Source organism: Photorhabdus thracensis (genome assembly GCF_001010285.1).
Taxonomy (GTDB): Bacteria; Pseudomonadota; Gammaproteobacteria; order Enterobacterales; family Enterobacteriaceae; genus Photorhabdus; species Photorhabdus temperata.
Window position 1 is genome coordinate 5,002,651 of the sequence record NZ_CP011104.1, and the last position, 22,170, is coordinate 5,024,820.

Below are 22,170 nucleotides of genomic sequence, written 5' to 3' on the forward strand. Positions count from 1 at the left end.
TAATACACCAATTATGATAAAATAAAACCCAACATACAATACTTTTTACTGTAAAAAATCCCATTCCAACATATATATCTAAATAGAAAAAAGAGAACAAACCAGTTCTGCCAATACAATAAAATATCCAATATTTTTATTGCCTCATTGATAAGGTTTTTTCTGAAACTCTTTATTCATTTTATCTCAACGTAAAGAAAGCTACGAAATATCACATATCAAATCTTGTACTAGTAAATGAATATCTTTCATCAGCAAAAATGGAATAAAAGTGCTGACAATTAACATTGAAAAAACATTACTAACGACTGAACTTACCGTTATATTCAAGCACTTGATGATATTCCCTCGTGCCTATCTCCTTTAACTATCCTTTGTCTAACGCCCGCAGATTTTTCTCAAGCCAAGTAAAATATCCATCACTTTTTTTGTATATCTGTACCTGTTGCAACACCAACGTATCTCAATACCACGACCTTATTAACGTCATTGCCAGGTAAACCTTCTGTATACCGGTTCTTTTTAACATGGGATTTTTACAACGCCTCAGTTTACTAAATACCGATCTTTATTCCATTTCCCAGGATTCCAACACCTACCAGCTCAGTTTGTTGAGCTATTAAAATAACTTCGGAATCTAATCCTACATCATGACAAACCATGACAGTAATAACAGAATTATCTTCGGTAAGAACTTTTACTGTCCCACCATCCTCTCTTAATACAGAAATAGCAAAAGTGGCTCTCTTCTCTGCGGGAGCAAAAAAAGTTAGTCATTCTTGTAATATCACGACTCTTTCACCATCAAAAGGCAGCAAGTGTTTTTACTTTATCATCGGATAAATATCGAACTGCTAAATTAATACACTGAAATTTTGCCTGATGGTAACCATTAGCTACTACCATTATTTTTTCACGGCATACTTCATCAAGCAGAATTATTCTCTATTTTACTCTTATATAAGAACAAACTTAGATCATTCTTCTACCTCACTTTTGCAAGTGAAATGATATTTCCACTGAGAGTTCTGAACAGTAATAGGCAACCGATGCCGAACAAAATAAAATGGCAACTCATCAATTTTTCTGTACCCGTGTACGATACCTATATCAGCTTTATCCGATCAAGCTTAATGTTAGAATGACAATCATCAGCAACACCTGAATAGTTAATTAGATGATAATTACTATGGTAAAAAATACCAAATTTAACTATTTCCCTGTAATAAAACCATCAATAGATAATACCCCAAAAAAACTATTATCCATATAAAGCGAATTTGTAACCAATTCATCTCAAGAAAAAAATAGCAGGAACACAATATCGCTTGGCACAAGATATTTGATCACTAAATCTTAAACAGGGATTTGCAAAACTACGACGTCATGTTGTCCCCTTGTACTGATCACAGATTTATCGATTTTGTTTATAATTTATCCTTTTCAAGATCACCAATATATAAACAAAAGTATCATTGGTGAAATATCCACCATACGATTCGAAAAGTAGTTTATTAATGACGCGTTACCTGGCTGAAAAAACATGCTACAGGCAACGCTCTATTTGTTTTACATGATGAAAAGTCAGCCATAACTCTTTATCGAACAAAATTATTGTTGTTTTATACAAATAATTTTTAGACTTATCACTCAGAAGCAATTTTCCAATTTATTGAGCTAACGCTTTTTTCTAAACTCATACGACAAACAATCGCTTCTATCTCTTTTTGCTCAGTGGGTGTTGCTAATACTTCAGCACATACCTCAAGTTTTCCAGGTTGGATCATATCAGTGAAACTCAGTGATTGTAGCCTCACGGCTACTCCATTGAGAGCCTGTAACACTAATGTTCTTACCAGAATTCCATCATTACTATCACACACTACATGAATTTTATAACTCTGTACCTGATCAATGGCCTGCAACCTGGGTTGTAAATTAATACGTTGTGCAGCCTCACGTAACAATATGTTTGCGCAAAGAATAATCGCGGTGGCTATCGCAGCCAGCCAATACTGCCCAAGACCACATAACACACCAATTCCCGCGGAACACCACAAAGTTGCTGCGGTATTTAATCCACGAATATTCATTCCTTCTCGCATAATGACACCGGCACCAAGGAAACCAATTCCTGAAACAACCTGTGCAGCAATACGACCAGCACTATCCGGTGAAGTTGTTATTGAACTGAGTATAAAAACAGCTGCACCGGTCGCAACTAATGCATTAGTTCTTAAACCCGCCATACGTTGACGCCATTGACGCTCAGCACCAATTAACGCACCAAAGCACATAGCTGATAATAAATGAAAGACAAAAGGAGTTATTAACATGACATTCTCCATACAGCTAAATGGATAAATAATCATGTGCATTTATTTTGCACACAGAAATTTGTGCCGAATGTTTAATTCAGCGTTATTTTCTGTACATGCCTGGAGGTAACAAAATGTAAATATATAACAGCATAATAGAAAACCCAATATACTATCCTCAGCAATTCCACTGAGTACCGGATAGTACCGTCTTTGAGTAAGTACAGCTCAGATATTTTGAGTGGTACCGCCCGCCCTGTTCAGCAAGCAGCAAATCGGAAGGAAATGAACAGCTTGCCGTCTTATTTTTTATTTAACCAAAAACTTTGACTGTCCAATGACGCTAATCTCCCCAATAAAATTGGTACGAAGTGTAATCAAAAGCAATTAATAAGTAAACAAGGATATTACTCTAACAAAGAAAAAGTCCGCCACTATATAAAACAATGACGGACTTAAAAATCATTCAGGCAATCAGATAGCAGTTACGTTTGCTGCTGCTGGGCCTTTAGCACCATTTTCAATGGTGAATTCTACGTTCTGGCCTTCTGCCAAAGTTTTGAAACCGTTACCCTGAATGGCAGAGAAGTGAACGAATACGTCTTTGCTACCATCAGCTGGGGTGATGAAACCGAAGCCTTTAGACTCGTTGAACCACTTCACTTGACCTTTCATTTTGTCAGACATTGTGACTTTCCTATATATCAAAAAAATTTTGCCAACATGGGCATGTACTGGCCAGTTATCAGCTATTACTTATGGAGGCACTAAGAAGGAAACGGTCAACAAAGGCTATCTGAGGATAACACTTACACATAACTCATTAACTCAAGATGTCGTACATAAAGTAGGTCTGTTTATCAGGCCGGCTGCATTAACTCATGATAGAAAAAGAATAGCAACCTTTTTATGCATTCGTGTTTTAAAAAAAATGCTTACGCTCATTATTAGAGCAATAATATAAAAAATAAAGTCATTAATTATAAATTTTTTTGATTTATTCAACCTTTATCTTAATGAAAGCATTAAGATTAATCTCAATCAATAACAGTTGGCAAATTAAAATAAAACAACTGCTCTACGTCAGATCGTCTCTCTCATGCTAGCCTTAAGGACCGATAGCTATGAAAATATTTCACTTTCTCTTCATTTAATCAGGTCAACATATGAATATCATTAAGCAGATACTGATTCAGGATCTTGAACGAATCAACATTGAAGAACAGCGTGATGGCAAACTTCGTTTCAACAGCCAGTTTATCAGCAACCATCCTTACCTTTGCCTGGCTATGCTCGTATCCTACCTGACGCTCACTGCGCTTATCTGGTACGCCCCATACTTTGGTTTACTTTCACTACTAGCCTTCACCGTACTATTCATTGTTATGGCGGCTATTTTATTATTCGAAATTAAACCCGTATATCGATTTGATGATATCGGTGTGCTTGATCTACGGGTATGTTACAACGGCGAATGGTTCGTCAGCGAAAGAATCTCAGACCAAGCAATCAAAGAGCTCCATCTCCACCCTCGTGTTCCGTTGGCAATAAAGGATGAAATCAAACGTATTATAAAAATGAAAGGTGAAATACATTTTTATGATGTTTATATCATGGCGTTCCCTGAGCAATCGCATGCAGCAACATCATTGCCGATGATGAATAAAAGTACTCAGCTTTAACAAAATAGCGCAGTTATAACACAATACGCCTGCATAGCGAGCAAACAACAAACCTGTAAGAATTTTTGCGTTGACAGGGTTTCAGTTCATCGCTAATATTCGCCCCGTTCTCAGGAACGATTCCTCCATAGTTCAGTCGGTAGAACGGCGGACTGTTAATCCGTATGTCACTGGTTCAAGTCCAGTTGGAGGAGCCAAATTCAAGTCTGGAGATATTGCAAAAAATCTCCGACGTTTGTCAGATAAAGAATCTGCGAAAAGCCCAATGAAAATTGGGCTTTTTTGTATGCAACAGCATATCTAGGAATACCCGTCTGATTAATCCAGAACTACTTTATAAACTCTTTCTTTAGATTTATGCAGTATGTTTACTTCACCAACAAATGATAATTCGTAATGAATTCTTACCCGACCATTACCTATATAATTGAAGAAATCAATACCACCCGGCTGACCATCAGCATTTCCTTCAGGATTAATTACAGCTAAACGGAAAATATTATTTTCATCACCACTTAAAGACTCTATCTTTAATAATATCTCTCCTGCATCCTGATTATCAGCAGAATACCCTTTAATGTGAACTGTACCTTCTTTCAATACCTTATCTTTAAGTTTAACATCGTTGACCATAATATTGATATCATAATCAATAATACTCTCACCAATTGGCCGGCCCCTGCTCTCATCATATTCATCAATATAAGGCACTTCCAGATCACGACGAACCTGAATTGTTCCAGAGCCTTCATCAAGCTCTACAAGCACACGTTGAACAGTAGAGAATTTAGCACTGCCGCTTTCGCTAATAGTATAATAAACACTATCGTGTTTACCGGCAGTAAGAAGAGAATTCTTTACAGATAAGCTACGGATATCATTACTATCTTGTACACTTGGAACAACTTCAACATTACCATCAAAAATAAATTTCAGTTCATGCTTGTTTAAAATATTCGAATCAGCAAACAGTACTTTAACGCCTGCTCTTATATCACCACTGTCAATGACATTATCATAATTTGCCGGATATATAGGTGCTGCCAACCCTGCTGATTTCAGCTTAAATCGATCCAGAACAGCTTCTGCAACTACACTGCCACTAGCATCTGTTACTTCAGCAACAAATTTGACTGTGGCATTAACTTTTTGATCTGTTTTAATTTTTACCAATATTTCAGATGCTCTACTGATAGGATTAAATATGTTATTGTTATTTACAATTTCATATTCGTCCTCATTCAAACCATTCACTACAATTTTACATTTGTAATCACTTAATGATGTCGAGCTATCATCCTTTGGAACTACAAATAATCGTAATGGAACGTTAAACCAATCTTTGTGTGAAACCCAGTTAGTTACATCAGTATTAATTAAAAACTTCATGACTTTTCCTCATTTGTTTTATAGAAATCACCAGAAAATTAGCCACTCTTTTCGGGAGAAATATTATCTACTGACTTTATATTTAGAATTATTTTCACCTCCTTAATAATAGCTTGATTTTATAGACTCAATTTTTATTTATTCAATTCTGTAATGTTTTTTATGAAATGGCTTTTATTTTTTCCATTGCATTTTGTATATTAATGTTAATCTATTACTAAATTGAAAATATCTTAGCATGTTAGCAGTGAATAAAATTTCATTATCAATGGCGAGCTCTTTTATATCTGTTTCAGCCTCGATTAATACCCTATTTTACAAATTGGAGGCCAGAGAATAAATTACTTTTTCAATTAAGAATTATAGACAAGTAAATTCACTAATAAATATCAAAAGACAATAAGTGATCTGTTAAAATAAATAAAATAGGAAAAATATCATTAAATATAAAAATTCTATAAAAAACATTAAAATAAAGTTACTAAATATATATTTCCCTATATTTTTAATACTCATAATCAATTATTTTATAAATAAAAAAACAGATAATATTTCCACTATTCAATTATCGTAGGTAGATATTAGTTAATTCTTGTATTTCCTGAACTGGAAAATAGCAAAAAACATCATTTTGAACACCAGTTAATCAATCAAACTCAATTTTTACTTTTCCCCTTTGACAAGCCCCAAATACCCAGCTATTATTCGCCTCGTTCTCAGGAACAATTCCTCCATAGTTCAGTCGGTAGAACGGCGGACTGTTAATCCGTATGTCACTGGTTCGAGTCCAGTTGGAGGAGCCAAATTAGAAAAGCCCGCTTAACGCGGGCTTTTTGCGTTTCTGATTCCACTCTCCACTTACAACGTAACATTTATAATCCGAATCAACCGACTTCCACAGTATACAGTTCCAGCAAACAACCCTCATTCAGCATAAATACAGAGCAATAAGTTCAGTTTGCCAGCAAACAAATCTTATTTGTTGTTTTCTGCTTTGACAAAGCAAAAGTGTACCGCTAACATGCTCCTCGTTGTGAAGCAATTCCTCCATAGTTCAGTCGGTAGAACGGCGGACTGTTAATCCGTATGTCACTGGTTCAAGTCCAGTTGGAGGAGCCAAATTAAGAAAAACCCGCTTGATGCGGGTTTTTTGCTTTTCCGATTTCGCTAATTACCTGACACCGTTACACCAACACAATAACGCTATCCAACCCACTCTCATAGCATATAATTCCATCAAATAACCATTATTTAGAATAAAAACAAACCAACAAGTTCAGTTTACCAGCAAACAATCACGATTTGTTGTTTTCTACTTTGACAAAGCAAAAGTGTACCGCTAATATGCGCCCCGTTGTGAAGGAGTTCCTCCATAGTTCAGTCGGTAGAACGGCGGACTGTTAATCCGTATGTCACTGGTTCGAGTCCAGTTGGAGGAGCCAACTTCATCTCTTGTTTTACCCTCATATTTCATTTTTTCCTTATTGATAAGAAAATCCACCTCTGATTACCCTGAGCTTATTGATTTAGCTAAATTTTTTACTAAATATTACATTCATTAATAGCTATTTAACTGTTTTAGCTTTATTATCCATTCCCGGCTTGAATATGCTGAACTCAGCATATTTCCTTCCTATCATATATACTGGAGCCGGTTTCATGACCACTAAATCATATACAATAAAAATCCGCCGCCCTGATGACTGGCACATTCATTTCCGTGATGGTGAAATGCTAAAAACTGTCGTTCCTTATACCAGTCGCTATTTCGGGCGGGCTATCGTCATGCCTAATCTACTTCCGCCGATTACAGAAGTGGCTAGTGCCAGAACCTATCGAAACAGAATACTAGCAGCCATCCCCGAAGGAGATAATTTCCAGCCTCTTATGACTTGTTATCTTACTGATTCTACTGATAGTTCTCAGATAGAAATTGGTTATAAAGAAGGCATTTTTACCGCTTGTAAGCTCTACCCTGCCAATGCCACAACCAATTCAAGTCACGGTGTCTCTGATGTAAAGAATATTTATCCATTATTAGAAATAATGGAAAAACTGGGGATGCCTCTGCTTGTACACGGTGAAGTTACTGCTTCTCATATTGATATTTTTGATCGAGAAGCCCGCTTTATTGAACAGGTAATGGAACCATTGCGTAATCAGTTCCCGGCACTGAAAGTTGTGTTTGAACACATAACAACCAAAGAAGCTGCACAATATGTACTGGAAGGCGGTAATAATCTGGGAGCAACATTGACTCCACAGCATCTCATGTTTAACCGTAACCATATGCTGGTTGGTGGGATACGCCCACACCTGTACTGTCTGCCTATTCTGAAACGCAATATTCACCAGGATGCTTTGCGGGCAGCCGTCGCCAGTGGCTGTAATCGCTTTTTCTTAGGTACAGACTCTGCACCCCACGCGCTGCACAAAAAAGAGTCATCCTGTGGTTGTGCTGGTGTATTTAACGCACCATCCGCGTTACCTGCTTACGCAACAGTGTTTGAAGAGATGAATGCATTACAACATTTTGAAGCCTTCTGTTCACTTAATGGCCCTGGATTTTACGGACTGCCCGTCAACGAAGGCTTTGTCGAATTGACCCGCAAATCTTCCACGGTCATTGAACACATTGATTGCAACAATGAAAAACTTATTCCATTTCTGGCTGGCGAAGATGCCCGCTGGGAAGTAAAAATAGCAGACTGACATACACATGGGGATAGTCATCGTCCCCATTAATTTACATGGCCTATCAACCCACCAGCGAATGAACCAATAATTCCTAACAAAAAACCTTCTTACTTTCACTAAAAAGCATATACTAATAATGACTCATTCAAGAATGAGGTAGTTTGCTCTTAGTCAATGATATTAATAAATAATGCAGTGATCTGATTAGGAGGTTTTATGGGCAGTAAAAATGAAGTTATTCAAACGCATCCTGTTGTAGGTTGGGATGTCAGTACCGTTGATACGTATGATGCTGTGATGCTACGCCTTCACTATTTGTCCTCCCAAGATCAAACACCAGAACATGTCATGGTAGATCGAACCTTATGGTTGACAACTGACATTGCAAAGCAATTGATATACATCCTCCAGGCAGGAATTGAAAAGATCGAATCCTCAGAATACAGCGATCTGAACCATACTAAGCATTAATAATCTCAAGCCCGGACACCCCTATAACTGGGTGTCCGGCCTGGAGGCACATTGATTCACCCCAACGATTTTGTCTGTAATACCATATAATTAGATAATAATTTCGGATTAAGCTGGCTTAACTATCGCAATTGCCGAGTTGACTATCAATAGATAAGGCGTTTATTGTGAGTTCGGCCAAACAAGAACAGGGACGTACAATAATGAAAATCTTAGTCGTTGAAGAGTGCTATTACACCCGTTCAGGTATCAGTGAATTTTTAAAGAAAAATGACAATGTTGAAGATATTGAAATTGTTGACTCATCTTCAATTAACGAAGCTATAGATATTGTAGCTCATTTTTCTCCTGATATTGTTTTAGCTAATTTGACTCATTATTGTCGCCATTCTAGTTATTGTTCTAATTTACAGAAATTTATTACTCTTATAGATAACACACGTATCTACATATATCTTAATAACGCCTACCCTTACTGTGAAAATTATATTGCACTGAAAAGCAATACTTTTATTTTAGCAAAGAAAAGCCTTCCCTATTTACTTAATAAATTGAGTAAAATAACATTACAGGAAATTCAGAAACATCAAATGACAATTGATGAGTACTGTTCTATTTTTAGTCCACAAGAGCATAAAATCATCGATTACTGGATGAAAGAAATTCCAAATTACCAGATATCTCAAAAATTAAACATCAGTAATAGTACAGTATATTCTCATAAAAGGCATATTACTGAAAAAATAAAAGTACATAATAGAATTGAACTCTGTTTTATTTACAATGTATTTAAATATCTCTACTGAAAAAATTATTATCTTAAAATAAATAGACTGGCACAACAATCTCTGTGCCAGCTATTAATAACACTATTTAGTCAACTGTAATGAGGTAATATTCAATCCATCCTGTAGACGATGCCGGGATTTATTAAATATTTTTGCTCCATTTTCTCGACCAGCCCGACGAACACGCTGTTCCGTTTCTGGTAGCCTGACTTCTTCCCCGCATGCTTCACTGCAACAACCTTCAAATTTAGCGGCACATTCCGGACACTGAATAAACAACAGGTGGCAGCCATCATTCTTACAATTAGTATGGCTATCACAAGACACACCACATTGATGGCAATGAGCAATGACATCATCTGAAATACGTTCTCCCATCCGCTCATCAAATACAAAGTTTTTACCCATAAAACGCACTGGTAATCCCTGCTCCCTGGCTTTACGGGCATATTCGATAACACCGCCTTCTACGTGATATACGTTTTTAAAACCATTGTGCAACATATAGGCACTGGCTTTTTCACACCGAATACCACCGGTGCAATACATCACAATGTTTTTATCCTTATTATCCTGCAACATTTCCACTGCCATTGGCAATTGTTCGCGGAAGGTATCAGAAGGAATTTCAATTGCATTTTCAAAATGCCCGACTTCATATTCATAGTGATTACGCATATCGACAAATAGCGTCTCAGGATCATCCAACATCTGGTTGACCTGCTCTGCTTTAAGATATTCACCGGTTTTTGATGAATCAAAAGTTTCATCTTCAATACCGTCAGCCACTACACGATCACGCACTTTCATACGCAAAACCCAGAAAGACTTTCCATCATCATCAAGTGCAATATTCAACCTCAGATTATCCAACGCAGGATCAACGCCATACAATAAAGCTTTGAATGCTTCCAGATGATGAGTTGGTAAACTTATCTGTGCATTAATCCCTTCCTTGGCAATATAAACCCGGCCAAATACTGAAAGCTCAGTAAATTGTTGATACAGGCTGTTACGGAAAGCCAGAGGATCTAAGATATTAAAATATTTATAAAAAGAGATGGTAGTACGAGGCTGGGTCTCCGCCAGCATGCGTGCTTTCAACTCCTTATTAGAAATGCGGTTATGTAACACTGGCATGGTGTACTTTCCTGAATTTCAAGTCATTAAGATTAGATGTAATAAGTGATGGCCTCCGCCATCAAGCGGGTATGATAACGAAAATGATTTTCAACGAGTAGTAATTTGTAACCCGGTAACAGAAAATCAATAATAAAATGGGAGGTCTTCCCCTCCCATTGATTGATTATGAAATCCCTCACATCACAAACTATAGGATAAACACCTCAGATTGATGGCAACCACCGGTTTAACTGGCTGTAGTTTAACTTAACCCTCATTCAGGGCTGGAACCAATCATCAGCACTTTCCCATGTCTCTTGCAGAATTTCTTCAACGGCTTTCCGGTCATCGGGAGTACCACCACGGATAGAACCGGCCAGAACATGACTTACAATCGATATCCTAAACATTTCATGTCTGAAAACTTCGATATCCCAGCAAAAAGTGTCACAATAGGCGAATTGTTTTGTCCATCTTATTTGGAACCAAACCTGAGAATCCATGATACACGCACCTTCTTTTCAACGCTCACTGCTTCATCCCCGTTATTGGCTTACCTGGTTTGGTATCAGCCTGCTTTACTTGCTGGTTCTGCTCCCCTATCCCATTATTTATTGGATAGGTACCCGTCTGGGCAGATTCTCCATGCGCTTTCTGAAAAAACGCGCCAGAGTTGCTGAAAGAAATCTTGAGCTATGTTTTCCCGATATGCCTCAGGAAAAGCGCAATGAGCTGCTAATAAAAAACTTCGAATCCGTCGGAATGGGGGTATTTGAAACGGGTATGGCCTGGTTTTGGCCCGACTGGCGGGTAGAACGCTGGTTTAAAGTTACCGGAAGGGAAAATATCCAAAAAATCCAGGCTCGCGAACAAGGAATTATTGTTATCGGTATTCATTTCCTGACGCTGGAACTGGGTGCCCGAATTCTCGGTTTACTCAATCCGGGAATTGGTGTTTACCGCCCAAATGATAATCCGGTTATGGATTGGTTACAAACATGGGGACGACTGCGCTCCAACAAATATATGCTGGATAGAAAAGATGTCAAAGGCATGATCCGCTGTCTGAAAAATGGCGAAATCGTCTGGTACGCACCCGATCATGATTACGGCCCACGAAACAGCGTATTCGCGCCGCTATTTGCTGTAGAACATGTCGCAACAACCACAGGCACCTCTATACTTGTGCGTCTTTCTGATCCGGCAATGATCCCATTTACCCCCCGCCGCCTGCCTGACGGAAAAGGTTATGAATTAATTATTCAACCCGCGGTAGATGGATTCCCTAAAGGCGATGAAGTGAAAGCAGCAGCTTTTATGAACAAAGTCGTAGAACAGGAGATCTTACAGGCTCCTGATCAATATATGTGGCTACATCGTCGCTTTAAAACCCGGCCTGATGGTCAGCCTTCTCTGTACGGGCAGTCCGACAAAGTCCATTAAATATCATTAACGGCTGTTTCTTCATCTAAGAAACGGCCATAATGACTTTCACATACAGCCTAATAATCCATTATTTTATTCCAATATTGATGTTGTACCTTTTAATCTGATTTATTACCGATGTTTATATAAAAAATATAAACTAAAGTAGCTAAATAAACACGTAGCTAATAATCAAATGACTGTACTTTTTTACCTTTCATTATCACTCTCAATATCTGGCCTCTGAAAAGATTATTCATATATCATCGCTATTACTTAATTTATTACTCTAAAATCTTTTCATTTACAAAAACATGAAAAATATAAATAAGTCAATAGGGCTCATCATCACTTTAATCAACCCGTGGTGAGAAATGAGATTTCTGTCGAACTTTACTATGAAAAATGGAATATAAAGTAAGAAATATTCGGTTTGTTAATAAAATTAGCCGAAAAGTATGTTAAAAATATATTAATAAGACAGGACGTCATTTAATAAAAAAACGTGGCTTTTTGGTTTACTCTAAACCAAAGCTGAAAGAGCTTTTTAAAAGCTTGATTTGTTGCACACATGACACTCCTGGAGTGCAGTATTATAGGAAAACTTAGATGCAATCCTCCATTAACAACACAAAAAACCGAACCTTCTTCGGACATCCTTATCCATTAAGTTCCCTGTTTTTCACAGAAATGTGGGAACGTTTCTCTTACTACGGCATTCGCCCACTACTGATCTTGTTTATGGCAGCATCTATCTATGATGGTGGCATGGGTATTCCCCGTGAACAAGCCGCTGCTATCGTCGGTATTTTTGCCGGGAGTGTTTATCTGACTGCCCTGCCTGGCGGCTGGCTGGCGGATAACTGGTTGGGTCAACGTCAAGCCGTCTGGTATGGTTCGATCATTATTGCATTAGGGCATCTGTCTATCGCTCTCTCCGCTTTTTTAAGTCATTATTTGTTCTTTATTGGCTTATTACTGATCGTATTAGGTACAGGATTGTTTAAAACCTGTGTCACCGTTATGGTCGGAACTCTGTATAAAAAAGATGATCCACGTCGTGATGGTGGTTTCTCCCTATTTTATATGGGGATTAATATCGGTTCCTTCATTGCTCCTCTGACGACTGGCTTGCTGGTTCGTGACTATGGCTGGCACTGGGGTTTTGGTATCGGAGGATTGGGAATGCTGGTTGCCCTATTGATATTCCGTTTCTACGCGATCCCTTTGATGCGCCAATATGATAAAGAAGGTGGTTTAGATTCAAGCTGGGACCACCCTACAGTAAAGCGTAAAAACGTTGGAAAATGGGTTTTTACTACTGTTATCGCTATCATTGCCATTATTACTCTGCTAATCCTTGGTGTCATTCCATTCAATCCGGTAGCCGTAGCCAGCGCAATGGTTTATGTGATCTCATTTTGTGTAACACTTTACTTTGCCTATTTGTTCCTGTTTGCCGGCTTAAGCAGTAGTGACCGTTCGCGCCTGCTGGTCTGTTTTATTCTGCTAATATCTGCTGCATTCTTCTGGTCTGCATACGAGCAAACGCCAACGTCATTCAACCTGTTTGCCAATGATTATACTGACCGTATGGTGATGGGGTTTGAAATCCCGACAGTATGGTTCCAATCAATTAATGCGCTGTTTATTATCCTGCTGGCCCCCGTATTCAGTTGGTTCTGGCCCAGATTGGCAAAAAACAACATCAACCCGAGCAGTATCAGTAAATTCATTATTGGTATTCTGTTCGCTGCCGGTGGTTTTGGCGTGATGATTCTGGCTGCGCAAAATGTACTGGCAACAGGTGAAACCGTTTCTCCTTTCTGGCTGGTATCCAGTTCTCTGTTTCTGACACTCGGTGAGCTGTGCCTTAGCCCGATTGGCCTTGCCACTGTGACGCTGCTGGCGCCATCACGAATGCGTGGTCAGATAATGGGCTTGTGGTTCTGTGCAAATGCACTGGGTAATCTGGCTGCTGGCCTGATTGGTGGACATGTTCGTGCTGATCAACTGGACAGCCTGCCTGATCTGTTCTCCCGCGTCTCTCTGGCCCTGGTGATTTGTGCAGCCGTGCTGATGGTGTTAATTGTGCCCATTCGCCGCCTGCTTAATAATGCCGATAAATCAGAAATGAAAACTCAATAATATCTATAGCCAGCATAAAGCTATCTTATGATTCAGATGGCTTTATGCTCCTAACAACAAATCCATCAGTGCACTGCCGTTATGATTGATGGCTTAACTATCTGTTTTACATTCAGTGATTCCGTCTGATATGCATGATTACGTACATCCCACAATTCAACAGAATGCTGAATATTAAGCCAAAACTCAGCAGTATTCCCCAAGGCCGCAGCCAACTTAATCGCCATAGGAACAGTCAATGCGCCTTTATCATGCACAATTCTGCTTAACGTATTGCGATGAACGCCCATAGCTTCAGCCAATACATTAATTTCAATATTAAGAGGCTCCAGAAACTCACTCACCAATATGTCACCCACAGTTGCAGGGCGACGTTTTGTATTTCTCATTATTTATTTCCCTCAGTTTAATAGTTATGAGGATCCAGATATGTATCAACTGCAATACCATCAATCCATTGAAAAATAAGCCTGTATTGCCTGTTTACTCTTATTGAGCATCATCCCCTTAAATAACCATTCAAATGTTCAAAATGGTTTCCCGGAGGGATTCTTAAGTCGGCTTCTTTAACCGAAGCATCCAGAATTTGCAGTTTTCTGTATAAAGCGCTCTGTAGAGAAACGGGTATACATTTGTGTGGTAAATCTTGTTCATAAAAGCTTTCTAACCACCTATCCCTGAATTCAATCGCCATAACATCCTCGTTGTCTGTATATTACGCACAATATCATTGTGCATCAAGTCATAAAATTCTGAAAATATCATTTTGTCTTACGCAGCCTGGCTGGTGTGCAGCCATAATGCTGACTAAATGCAAAGGTAAAAGCTGACTGGGAAGCATAGCCGGAAAGAAAAGCAATATCAGTCAAAGGCTTATAACTGTTAACCAATAAATTATAAGCAAGTTTCATCCGGCATGTTTTCAAATAAGCCATTGGGCTCATGCCAGTTGCAATAAAAAGTTTGCGGTGCAAAGTGCTGGCAGATACCGCGCAAATATCGGCCATATCCACCACCGTCATTTTTTCATGCAAACGCCCGGCAAGCCCCTGATGTAGTTTTGCTACCAGGGCTGAAAGCGAGCTTATTTGTGGTAACTGAGCCAGTAGTAAACGGGCAACATCAGCATGGCAGGCGGGTAGCTGTGGGTAATTCCAACTGCCCGTTATAGCCAAAAACAAACTGCCATAACCCCTGATGGCTATGGCTAATAGTTTCAGCTGAATACCGGCGTAAATATAATGAAGGTAATTGATGAGACATATTTATTGTCGCTGATTAAGGCAGGTTTGCTGGCTTTGGCATTCAATCCTGCCGAAATAATTGTGCCAACCCGCATGTCGACTTTTTCAAAATCAGCCCACTCAATCTGTTCCATATCTTTCTCCACTCAGTATGAAATCATTATATTCACATGACCGTAGAGGAAATTCTTTCGAAAGGCTGTCAACAATTATCGACAAGCTGCTTTTTCCGGTAACTCACTCAATTCACTATTCAAATAGCTTTGAATAGTGATCATTTCTTATCAAAAAAGTTACTTCTGGTCATTCCCCCGTTCTGTTCAATTCGATTAGCGCGCTCAATATCCCGCAGGATTGAATCATTGATCCCATAATTAAATCGTTCATTATTCTGCCAGTGTTCGGCATATCTTTTTGTTTCTTTAACCTGTCTTTCCTGTTCCCATTTTTTCACAAGTTCATTATCCTCAGTGAGTTTATCCACATTCAAACGGTTGGGCTCAAGATTTTCTCTCTGCTTCATATATTCTGCTGATGGCTTATTGTCTGCCGGAATATCACTTTTATAATGGAAATTTAAAGCAAATGCCTGGAAAGAAATTGCAGATAAAATGACAAAAATGTAACGCGATCCTTTAATCATCGTATGATCCCTCTTTAAAACCATAACTCCAAACAATTATTAAATGATTATTGTCAATAAGAATCAACAACATTTACGTATAAAAAGTCAGTTATTAATATCAGGTTTACATTTTATTTAAACTGGGATTTTTCCACTAACCTAGTAGAAATTAACCCGCCGGTACCGGCGGGTTAATAGTCATTAGCATGTTCATCAGGAATACAAAATTATCATTATCACAATTAAATAGTGTTTCCTTGCCGATAAGCCAGAGCAACTGCCAAAGATTGCACTAAACACAACGTTGCAGACAGGGAACGAAATGCATCCACCTGTGCTTCTTTAACCACAAAGCAGACATCACTGAAACTGGCAAGAGGGCTAATCTGACTATCAGTAATCACTATCTGTTTTGCCCCTGCCTTCACCGCCCTCTCACTGATCATCAATGTTTCTTCTGCATAAGGGGTAAAGCTGATTGAAACGACAACATCTTCTTGCCCAATTAAGTTAATCTGCTCCCTGAACATCCCCCCCAAACCATCCACTAATAATGGACGACATTCCAGATGACTCAATGCATAAGAAAGATAAACAGCCACACTGAAAGAACGGCGCAGCCCAATAATGTAGATATTCTTAGCCTGAGCCAATAAATCTACCGCGTTTTTTAAATCTTCAGGGGCTGTTCGGGTAGCCAGCTGTTGCATAGCCTGCACATTAGAACGGGCAAATTCCTGCAAAATATGTTGTGGATCTTCCAACGGCTCCTGCTCACCATCCAATTCCCTGAATAATCTGGCTCTGTCTGCATAACTGGCAGTTTCTTCTACCATATGCACACGAAATAGCTGTTTCATCTCATTAAAGCCACTGAAATTAAACGCATTAGCGAAACGAATTAATGTTGATGGAGGAACATCAGCTTCTCTGGCTATCACAGCAACAGTATCAAAAGCCACACTATTGGTATTATCCAGCACATACTGGGCTACTTGTTGCAAGCGTTTACTCAATTCACCATAGCGTGAACGGACTTGTTCTTGAAATTCATTCAGATTCGATGCTACAGACATAAATCCCCCATAAAATTTATTGCCGGTAATTGTAATAGTTTTATCCTATAAGATGAATCATATTTCATTTTTATAGTTGAGAATGAAATACATAATCCACTCATTGTAATGGTTTATTATTATAATGATATTGATTAACAACTAATTAGTCACCGAATTACCTGTTATTCATAAAACATTACTTCGATCACACTAATTACTTATCGTTCCAAATATGATTGAAAATGAAACAAATATTTCATATATCTATTATCAAAGTTTCTGATTCAGTACAAACATTAAGATCTGTAAGAGAGGCTCAGAATGGAACAAATAAAGAATTATGTTAGCGGGCAACTCATTCCTAGTCACAGCGCCCGTTTTTCTCCTGTTTTCAATCCAGCAACGGGAAAACAGATACGTCAGGTAGCACTAAGCACAGCTTATGAAGTTGAACAAGCAATTGAAACTGCTCATCAGGCTTACAGCGGATGGTCTAAAATTTCACCGCTTAAACGCGCCCGTGTGATGTTCCAGTTCAAAACCTTGCTGGAAGCCAATATAGACAAATTAGCGCGATTGATTTCAGAAGAACATGGAAAAATCTACTCAGATGCCATCGGTGAATTAACCCGTGGCCTAGAAGTTGTTGAATTTGCCTGCGGCATTCCTCATTTGCAAAAAGGTGAACATTCCGCTAATACCGGAACAGGCATTGATAGCCACTCATTGATGCAGCCTTTGGGGGTTTGTGCGGGTATTACCCCTTTCAACTTCCCGGCAATGGTTCCTATGTGGATGTTCCCCATCGCGCTGGCTACAGGGAACACTTTCGTATTGAAGCCTTCAGAAAAAGATCCTTCTGTTGCTGTTGAATTAGCTCTGCTGCTTAAACAAGCCGGTTTACCCGATGGTGTATTTAATGTTGTCAACGGGGATAAAGAAGCAGTCGATGTCCTGCTAACTGATCCGAGAGTACAGGCCGTTAGCTTTGTTGGTTCTACCCCCATTGCCGAATACATCTATACGACCGCCTCTGCACATGGGAAACGTTGTCAGGCACTGGGCGGAGCAAAAAACCACTGTATTCTCATGCCGGATGCTGACCTTGATATGGCTTGTAACGCAATTATAGGCGCGGCTTTTGGGGCAGCAGGTGAACGTTGCATGGCACTGTCTGTTGTATTAGCGGTTGGGGATGAAACAGCAGATGCTCTGATTGCAAAACTACATCAGCAGATCAGCAAAATGTCTGTCGGACCCGCTATTAATGAAGGCAAAGAGAATGATATGGGTCCGGTTATCTCGGCCCAACACAAAGCCAAAATCTGTGACTATATCGCCAGTGGCGAAAAACAAGGAGCCAGCCTATTGATCGATGGCCGTCAACTCAACGTTCCCGGTTATGAAAATGGCTATTTTATCGGCCCGACGCTGTTTGATAACGTCACGCCAGAGATGAAAATATATCAGGAAGAGATTTTCGGCCCAGTCCTAGCCATTGTTCGTGTACCTGATTATGCCACCGCACTAACGTTAATTAATCACCATCAGTATGGTAACGGTACCGCCATATTCACCTGCGATGGAGAAACCGCCCGCCAATTCAGCGAAGATGTACAGGCCGGTATGGTCGGCATTAATGTCCCAATTCCGGTGCCTATGGCATTCCACAGCTTTGGTGGCTGGAAACGTTCGATTTTTGGTCCACTCAACGTTCATGGCAATGACGGTGTTCGTTTCTACACCCGCATGAAAACAGTCACCAGCCGCTGGCCGGAAAGTATCAGGTTAGAACATCATTCCAGCAGTTTTATCATGCCAACGATGGAATAAAGTGGAGCTCTGTGAAATGAACAAATCAACAATGACAACCGCTCAAGCATTGGTGAAATTCCTGAATCAACAATATGTGGAAGTAGATGGAGAACAATACCCATTCATCAGAGGCGTTTTTACCATTTTCGGTCATGGTAATGTTGTCGGATTAGGGCAAGCACTGGAGCAAGATCCCGGTCACTTGACAGTTTACCAGGGATGCAATGAGCAAGGCATGGCTCATATCGCAACCGGTTTTGCTAAACAGAAAAAGCGCAAACAGATTTTTGCCGTGACCTCATCTGTCGGCCCTGGCTCCGCCAATATGGTAACAGCCGCTGCAACCGCCACAGCTAACCGGATCCCGCTGTTGCTATTACCCGGTGATCTATTCGCCTGCCGCCAGCCTGATCCGGTCTTACAGCAAGTTGAACAATTCCATGACTATACCATCAGCACAAATGACTGTTTCCGCCCTGTTTCCCGTTACTGGGATCGTATCTCCAGGCCAGAACAACTCATGAGCGCGATGATTAATGCCATGCGGGTTCTGACCGATCCCGCGGATACAGGCGCTGTCACAATTTGTCTGCCGCAGGATGTTCAAGGGGAAATTTGGGATTTTCCGGACTACTTCTTCCAAAAACGGCTTCATCGTATTGAACGCCGCCCGGCATCTGTCGCCATGATCAACGATGCGGTGACACTAATAAGCCGTAAGAAAAAGCCTTTGTTAATCTGCGGTGGCGGCGTGCGCTATTCAGAAGCACATGACGCTTTCCGTCAGTTTGCAGAAAACTTCAATATCCCTTTTGCTGAAACACAGGCAGGTAAAAGTGCTGTGGTTGCCGACCATCCACTTAATTGTGGTGGTTTAGGAACAACAGGCTGTCTTGCAGCCAACCTGATAGCCAAAGAAGCCGATTTGATTATTGGTGTCGGCACCCGGTTTACTGATTTCACAACTGCATCCAAATCCCTGTTTCAGAATCCAGATGTTGAATTTCTCACTATCAACGTCGCGGAATTCGACGCCTGTAAACTGGATGCGCTTCCTGTCGTGGCAGATGCCCGGGCAGGATTAAATACCATTGCAGAGCAGCTTATTCAATCGAGTTATCGCAGTAGTTATCAAGATGAAATTCCTCAGGCGCGAGCAGTGTGGCGAAAAGAGTTAAATCGTCTGTTAGAAGTGCAGTATCAGGAAGGTTTTACTCCAGAAATCCCCGGTCATCTTGATGATAAATTAGAAGAGTACAGCCAAACATTACAAACCCGCCTGACACAGACTAGGGTATTGGGATTATTGGATAAACACCTTGAACCCGAAGCGATTATTGTTGGTGCGGCGGGTTCCCTGCCCGGCGACTTACAGCGGGTATGGCAGCCGAAACAACCGGATACTTACCATCTTGAGTATGGCTATTCTTGTATGGGCTATGAGATAGCCGCGGCTATTGGCGCCAAACTCGCCTGCCCTGACCAACCCGTTTATGCCATAGCGGGTGATGGCTCTTATATGATGCTTCATTCGGAGCTGCAAACCGCGGTACAGGAAAATATCAAGATCACCGTGTTGCTGTTTGATAACGCGGGATTCGGCTGTATCAACAACCTGCAAATGAGCCAAGGGATGGGCAGTTTTGGCACAGAAAACCGTTACCGGAATCCAGAAAGTGGTTACATGGATGGAAAACTGATTAAAGTCGATTTTGCCAAAAATGCAGAAAGCTACGGCTGCAAAAGTTACAACGTTCACGATGAACAGCAACTGTTTTACGCGTTACAGGAAGCGAGAAAACAGACCATACCCGTGTTGATAGATATTAAAGTATTGCCTAAAACCATGACACATGGCTATGAATCATGGTGGCGAATAGGAACGGCACAGGTAGCCGAGAATCCAGCTATAGAATCTGCATCAAAGAAAATAAAGGAGATGGTTGCAACCAAAATACGTCAGTATTAAAAAAGTTGATGGCCTGCCAAGAGGCAGGCCACTTTTCCTAATGACTTCCGATACTATTTTTGAAATTTTTATTTCGAAAATGAATTGCTTTATCTTTTTATTCAATCTTTATTGTTAAGCGTAGCAATGACTTAATCGAATCAGTATTTTCATTTGTTTTTAAAGGAAAAATAGTTTATTCCGGCCAGTATGAATCTTACTTTACGTGATCTGTTTAACATAAATTTAATATTATGATTACAAAATGCTATCCGGCACACAAAAATATAATTTCCAAATATAGTTAAATTGAAATAAATGTTTTATTTGATATATTCCTGAATATCCCACAAGCAGTACCCAGGTATCAAGGAGCATCTATGTTTAACATTGCATTATTTGGCGCTGGGCGTATTGGTCAGGTACATGCGGCGAATATCGCGAATCATAAAGAAACCTGCCTTTATTCCGTTGTCGATCCGAACCAAGAGAGTGCTGAATCTTTAGCACGGAAATACCAGACAAAAGTACAAGCCATTGAACAGGCAATATCTGATCCGGAAGTTCATGGTATCCTTATTGCTTCAGCGACGGACACTCATGCAGATCTCATCGAACTCGCAGCAAAGCATCACAAAAAAATCTTCTGTGAAAAACCGGTTCACCTTGATATTGAACGTGTTCATCACTGCCTTGAAACTGTTAAACAGTATCAAGTCCCCTTATTTATTGGCTTTAACCGTCGCTACGATCCGCAATTCCGCCGGTTAAAAACACTGTTTGATACCGGCATGATAGGAAAAGCCGAATCTCTGTTGATTACTTCCCGTGATCCCTCTCCTCCCTCTGCTGAATACGTCAAAGTCTCTGGTGGAATGTTCCGGGATATGACAATACATGACTTCGATATGGCACGTTTTATTATCGGTGAAGAGCCATGCTCAATATATGCCCAAGGCAGTAATCTGGTTGATCCGGCAATTGGGCAAGCCGGCGATATCGACACCGCCTTTATCATTATGAAATTCCCATCAGGGGCAATGGCAGCCATTACTAACAGCCGACGCTCCGGTTATGGCTATGACCAGCGGATTGAACTACATGGTGAAAAAGGGTTGCTTAGTGCTGGCAACATCAAAGAAAACAGCGTTGAACTCTGGGAAAACACCGGCTGTTTAGCAGCCAGACCTGAGCACTTCTTCCTGCAACGTTACCGGGAAGCCTATATTGCTGAATGGGATCATTTCGTCAATGTCATGGCTGACCGTGCCACACCAGAATGTAGTGGTTTTGACGGCGAACAGGCACTCTATCTGGCAGATAAAGCACTTGAATCCCTGCATTCCGGTAAAGAAATCAAATTATAAAACAGGCCCACACCTGAATAACTGACTCACAATTTATTTTCACAATAAAAACGGGAAAACCCCCTTTCCCGTT

The 22,170-nt window shown here is 40.0% G+C and carries 19 protein-coding genes, 4 tRNA genes and 1 pseudogene; 13 read left to right on the forward strand and 11 right to left on the reverse strand.

The features are described from left to right. Positions 1–1,646: 1,646 nt before the first annotated feature. Both VY86_RS21845 and cspE read right to left on the reverse strand, forming a co-directional pair. A complete protein-coding gene (locus tag VY86_RS21845; RefSeq protein WP_046976548.1) occupies positions 1,647–2,336 on the reverse strand; it encodes an MgtC family protein in 690 nt (229 codons plus the stop codon). Positions 2,337–2,792: 456 nt separating this feature from the next. After that, entirely contained in the window at positions 2,793–3,005 is a 213-nt protein-coding gene (gene cspE / locus VY86_RS21850) for a transcription antiterminator/RNA stability regulator CspE (RefSeq protein ID WP_010847246.1), read from the reverse strand. Positions 3,006–3,484: 479 nt separating this feature from the next. Between cspE and VY86_RS21855 the strand changes: the two genes are divergently transcribed. Together VY86_RS21855 and VY86_RS21860 are read left to right on the forward strand one after the other, a co-directional pair. Next, positions 3,485–4,000, forward strand: coding sequence for a YlaC family protein (locus tag VY86_RS21855; RefSeq protein ID WP_046976549.1), 516 nt, complete (start codon positions 3,485–3,487; stop codon positions 3,998–4,000). 121 nt (positions 4,001–4,121) lie between these two features. Further along, a tRNA-Asn gene (locus VY86_RS21860) sits at positions 4,122–4,197 on the forward strand. 121 nt (positions 4,198–4,318) lie between these two features. Here the strand turns inward: VY86_RS21860 and VY86_RS21865 are convergent. Further along, positions 4,319–5,389 (reverse strand): hypothetical protein, encoded by a 1,071-nt coding sequence (locus VY86_RS21865; protein WP_046976550.1) that lies wholly within the window; start codon positions 5,387–5,389, stop codon positions 4,319–4,321. Positions 5,390–6,116: 727 nt separating this feature from the next. Here VY86_RS21865 and VY86_RS21870 point away from each other — a divergent pair. The 6 genes from VY86_RS21870 (at position 6,117) to VY86_RS21895 (ending at position 9,363) form a co-directional block, all read left to right on the forward strand. Continuing rightward, a tRNA-Asn gene (locus tag VY86_RS21870) sits at positions 6,117–6,192 on the forward strand. Positions 6,193–6,432: 240 nt separating this feature from the next. Further along, a tRNA-Asn gene (locus VY86_RS21875) sits at positions 6,433–6,508 on the forward strand. 247 nt (positions 6,509–6,755) lie between these two features. Continuing rightward, positions 6,756–6,831 (forward strand) — tRNA-Asn (locus VY86_RS21880). A 217-nt stretch (positions 6,832–7,048) separates the two neighbouring features. Continuing rightward, positions 7,049–8,101 (forward strand): dihydroorotase, encoded by a 1,053-nt coding sequence (pyrC, locus tag VY86_RS21885; RefSeq protein WP_046976551.1) that lies wholly within the window; start codon positions 7,049–7,051, stop codon positions 8,099–8,101. Between the two features lie 201 nt (positions 8,102–8,302). Continuing rightward, the gene (bssS, locus tag VY86_RS21890) at positions 8,303–8,557 is read left to right on the forward strand and encodes a biofilm formation regulator BssS (protein ID WP_046976552.1); all 255 of its coding nucleotides are present in this window, start codon (positions 8,303–8,305) and stop codon (positions 8,555–8,557) included. A 203-nt stretch (positions 8,558–8,760) separates the two neighbouring features. Continuing rightward, a complete protein-coding gene (locus tag VY86_RS21895; RefSeq protein ID WP_046977035.1) occupies positions 8,761–9,363 on the forward strand; it encodes a LuxR C-terminal-related transcriptional regulator in 603 nt (200 codons plus the stop codon). Positions 9,364–9,426: 63 nt separating this feature from the next. Here the strand turns inward: VY86_RS21895 and trhO are convergent, their stop codons facing one another. Both trhO and VY86_RS25060 read right to left on the reverse strand, forming a co-directional pair. Continuing rightward, on the reverse strand, positions 9,427–10,485 hold the full coding sequence (gene trhO / locus VY86_RS21900; protein ID WP_046976553.1) for an oxygen-dependent tRNA uridine(34) hydroxylase TrhO: 1,059 nt from the start codon (positions 10,483–10,485) through the stop codon (positions 9,427–9,429). A gap of 260 nt (positions 10,486–10,745) precedes the next feature. Continuing rightward, positions 10,746–10,970, reverse strand: a complete 225-nt coding sequence (locus tag VY86_RS25060; protein ID WP_052760891.1) for a DinI-like family protein — start codon at positions 10,968–10,970, stop codon at positions 10,746–10,748. Here VY86_RS25060 and VY86_RS21910 point away from each other — a divergent pair. Both VY86_RS21910 and VY86_RS21915 read left to right on the forward strand, forming a co-directional pair. Continuing rightward, positions 10,969–11,910 carry a Kdo(2)-lipid IV(A) acyltransferase gene (locus VY86_RS21910; RefSeq protein WP_046976554.1) on the forward strand — a complete coding sequence of 314 codons (942 nt, stop codon included), beginning with the start codon at positions 10,969–10,971 and terminating at the stop codon, positions 11,908–11,910. The genes VY86_RS25060 and VY86_RS21910 overlap by 2 nt on opposite strands. Before the next feature lie 591 nt (positions 11,911–12,501). Next, positions 12,502–14,040 (forward strand): peptide MFS transporter, encoded by a 1,539-nt coding sequence (locus tag VY86_RS21915; protein ID WP_046976555.1) that lies wholly within the window; start codon positions 12,502–12,504, stop codon positions 14,038–14,040. A 65-nt stretch (positions 14,041–14,105) separates the two neighbouring features. Here the strand turns inward: VY86_RS21915 and VY86_RS21920 are convergent, their stop codons facing one another. The 6 genes and pseudogenes from VY86_RS21920 to VY86_RS21935 all read right to left on the reverse strand — a co-directional run bounded on the left by VY86_RS21920 (position 14,106) and on the right by VY86_RS21935 (position 16,985). Further along, a complete protein-coding gene (locus tag VY86_RS21920) occupies positions 14,106–14,429 on the reverse strand; it encodes a HigA family addiction module antitoxin (RefSeq protein WP_046976556.1) in 324 nt (107 codons plus the stop codon). A gap of 17 nt (positions 14,430–14,446) precedes the next feature. Continuing rightward, positions 14,447–14,734 (reverse strand): annotated as a pseudogene (locus VY86_RS23845) (type II toxin-antitoxin system RelE/ParE family toxin). Between the two features lie 67 nt (positions 14,735–14,801). Next, positions 14,802–15,221, reverse strand: a complete 420-nt coding sequence (locus VY86_RS21925) for a helix-turn-helix domain-containing protein (protein WP_238591530.1) — start codon at positions 15,219–15,221, stop codon at positions 14,802–14,804. Positions 15,222–15,256: 35 nt separating this feature from the next. Beyond that, positions 15,257–15,418: a hypothetical protein gene (locus VY86_RS23850; protein WP_387695315.1), complete on the reverse strand. Its 162-nt coding sequence runs from the start codon at positions 15,416–15,418 to the stop codon at positions 15,257–15,259. A 140-nt stretch (positions 15,419–15,558) separates the two neighbouring features. Further along, positions 15,559–15,927, reverse strand: coding sequence for a hypothetical protein (locus tag VY86_RS21930; protein ID WP_046976557.1), 369 nt, complete (start codon positions 15,925–15,927; stop codon positions 15,559–15,561). A 224-nt stretch (positions 15,928–16,151) separates the two neighbouring features. After that, positions 16,152–16,985: a MurR/RpiR family transcriptional regulator gene (locus tag VY86_RS21935; protein ID WP_046976558.1), complete on the reverse strand. Its 834-nt coding sequence runs from the start codon at positions 16,983–16,985 to the stop codon at positions 16,152–16,154. A 303-nt stretch (positions 16,986–17,288) separates the two neighbouring features. On the opposite strand from VY86_RS21935, the gene VY86_RS21940 reads away from it, so the two are divergent. From VY86_RS21940 to iolG, 3 genes are all read left to right on the forward strand, one after another. Next, positions 17,289–18,800: a CoA-acylating methylmalonate-semialdehyde dehydrogenase gene (locus tag VY86_RS21940; protein WP_046976559.1), complete on the forward strand. Its 1,512-nt coding sequence runs from the start codon at positions 17,289–17,291 to the stop codon at positions 18,798–18,800. A gap of 16 nt (positions 18,801–18,816) precedes the next feature. Beyond that, the gene (iolD, locus tag VY86_RS21945; RefSeq protein WP_046976560.1) at positions 18,817–20,751 is read left to right on the forward strand and encodes a 3D-(3,5/4)-trihydroxycyclohexane-1,2-dione acylhydrolase (decyclizing); all 1,935 of its coding nucleotides are present in this window, start codon (positions 18,817–18,819) and stop codon (positions 20,749–20,751) included. A gap of 359 nt (positions 20,752–21,110) precedes the next feature. Beyond that, on the forward strand, positions 21,111–22,097 hold the full coding sequence (gene iolG / locus VY86_RS21950; protein ID WP_046976561.1) for an inositol 2-dehydrogenase: 987 nt from the start codon (positions 21,111–21,113) through the stop codon (positions 22,095–22,097). Positions 22,098–22,170: the final 73 nt, after the last annotated feature.

Coding starts and splice junctions, on each gene's coding strand:
- VY86_RS21845 (WP_046976548.1), bottom strand. CDS start 2,336: ATGTTAATAACTCCTTTTGTCTTTCATTTATTATCAGCTATGTGCTTT.
- cspE (WP_010847246.1), bottom strand. CDS start 3,005: ATGTCTGACAAAATGAAAGGTCAAGTGAAGTGGTTCAACGAGTCTAAA.
- VY86_RS21855 (WP_046976549.1), top strand. CDS start 3,485: ATGAATATCATTAAGCAGATACTGATTCAGGATCTTGAACGAATCAAC.
- VY86_RS21865 (WP_046976550.1), bottom strand. CDS start 5,389: ATGAAGTTTTTAATTAATACTGATGTAACTAACTGGGTTTCACACAAA.
- pyrC (WP_046976551.1), top strand. CDS start 7,049: ATGACCACTAAATCATATACAATAAAAATCCGCCGCCCTGATGACTGG.
- bssS (WP_046976552.1), top strand. CDS start 8,303: ATGGGCAGTAAAAATGAAGTTATTCAAACGCATCCTGTTGTAGGTTGG.
- VY86_RS21895 (WP_046977035.1), top strand. CDS start 8,761: ATGAAAATCTTAGTCGTTGAAGAGTGCTATTACACCCGTTCAGGTATC.
- trhO (WP_046976553.1), bottom strand. CDS start 10,485: ATGCCAGTGTTACATAACCGCATTTCTAATAAGGAGTTGAAAGCACGC.
- VY86_RS21910 (WP_046976554.1), top strand. CDS start 10,969: ATGATACACGCACCTTCTTTTCAACGCTCACTGCTTCATCCCCGTTAT.
- VY86_RS25060 (WP_052760891.1), bottom strand. CDS start 10,970: ATGGATTCTCAGGTTTGGTTCCAAATAAGATGGACAAAACAATTCGCC.
- VY86_RS21915 (WP_046976555.1), top strand. CDS start 12,502: ATGCAATCCTCCATTAACAACACAAAAAACCGAACCTTCTTCGGACAT.
- VY86_RS21920 (WP_046976556.1), bottom strand. CDS start 14,429: ATGAGAAATACAAAACGTCGCCCTGCAACTGTGGGTGACATATTGGTG.
- VY86_RS23850 (WP_387695315.1), bottom strand. CDS start 15,418: ATGGAACAGATTGAGTGGGCTGATTTTGAAAAAGTCGACATGCGGGTT.
- VY86_RS21930 (WP_046976557.1), bottom strand. CDS start 15,927: ATGATTAAAGGATCGCGTTACATTTTTGTCATTTTATCTGCAATTTCT.
- VY86_RS21935 (WP_046976558.1), bottom strand. CDS start 16,985: ATGTCTGTAGCATCGAATCTGAATGAATTTCAAGAACAAGTCCGTTCA.
- VY86_RS21940 (WP_046976559.1), top strand. CDS start 17,289: ATGGAACAAATAAAGAATTATGTTAGCGGGCAACTCATTCCTAGTCAC.
- iolD (WP_046976560.1), top strand. CDS start 18,817: ATGAACAAATCAACAATGACAACCGCTCAAGCATTGGTGAAATTCCTG.
- iolG (WP_046976561.1), top strand. CDS start 21,111: ATGTTTAACATTGCATTATTTGGCGCTGGGCGTATTGGTCAGGTACAT.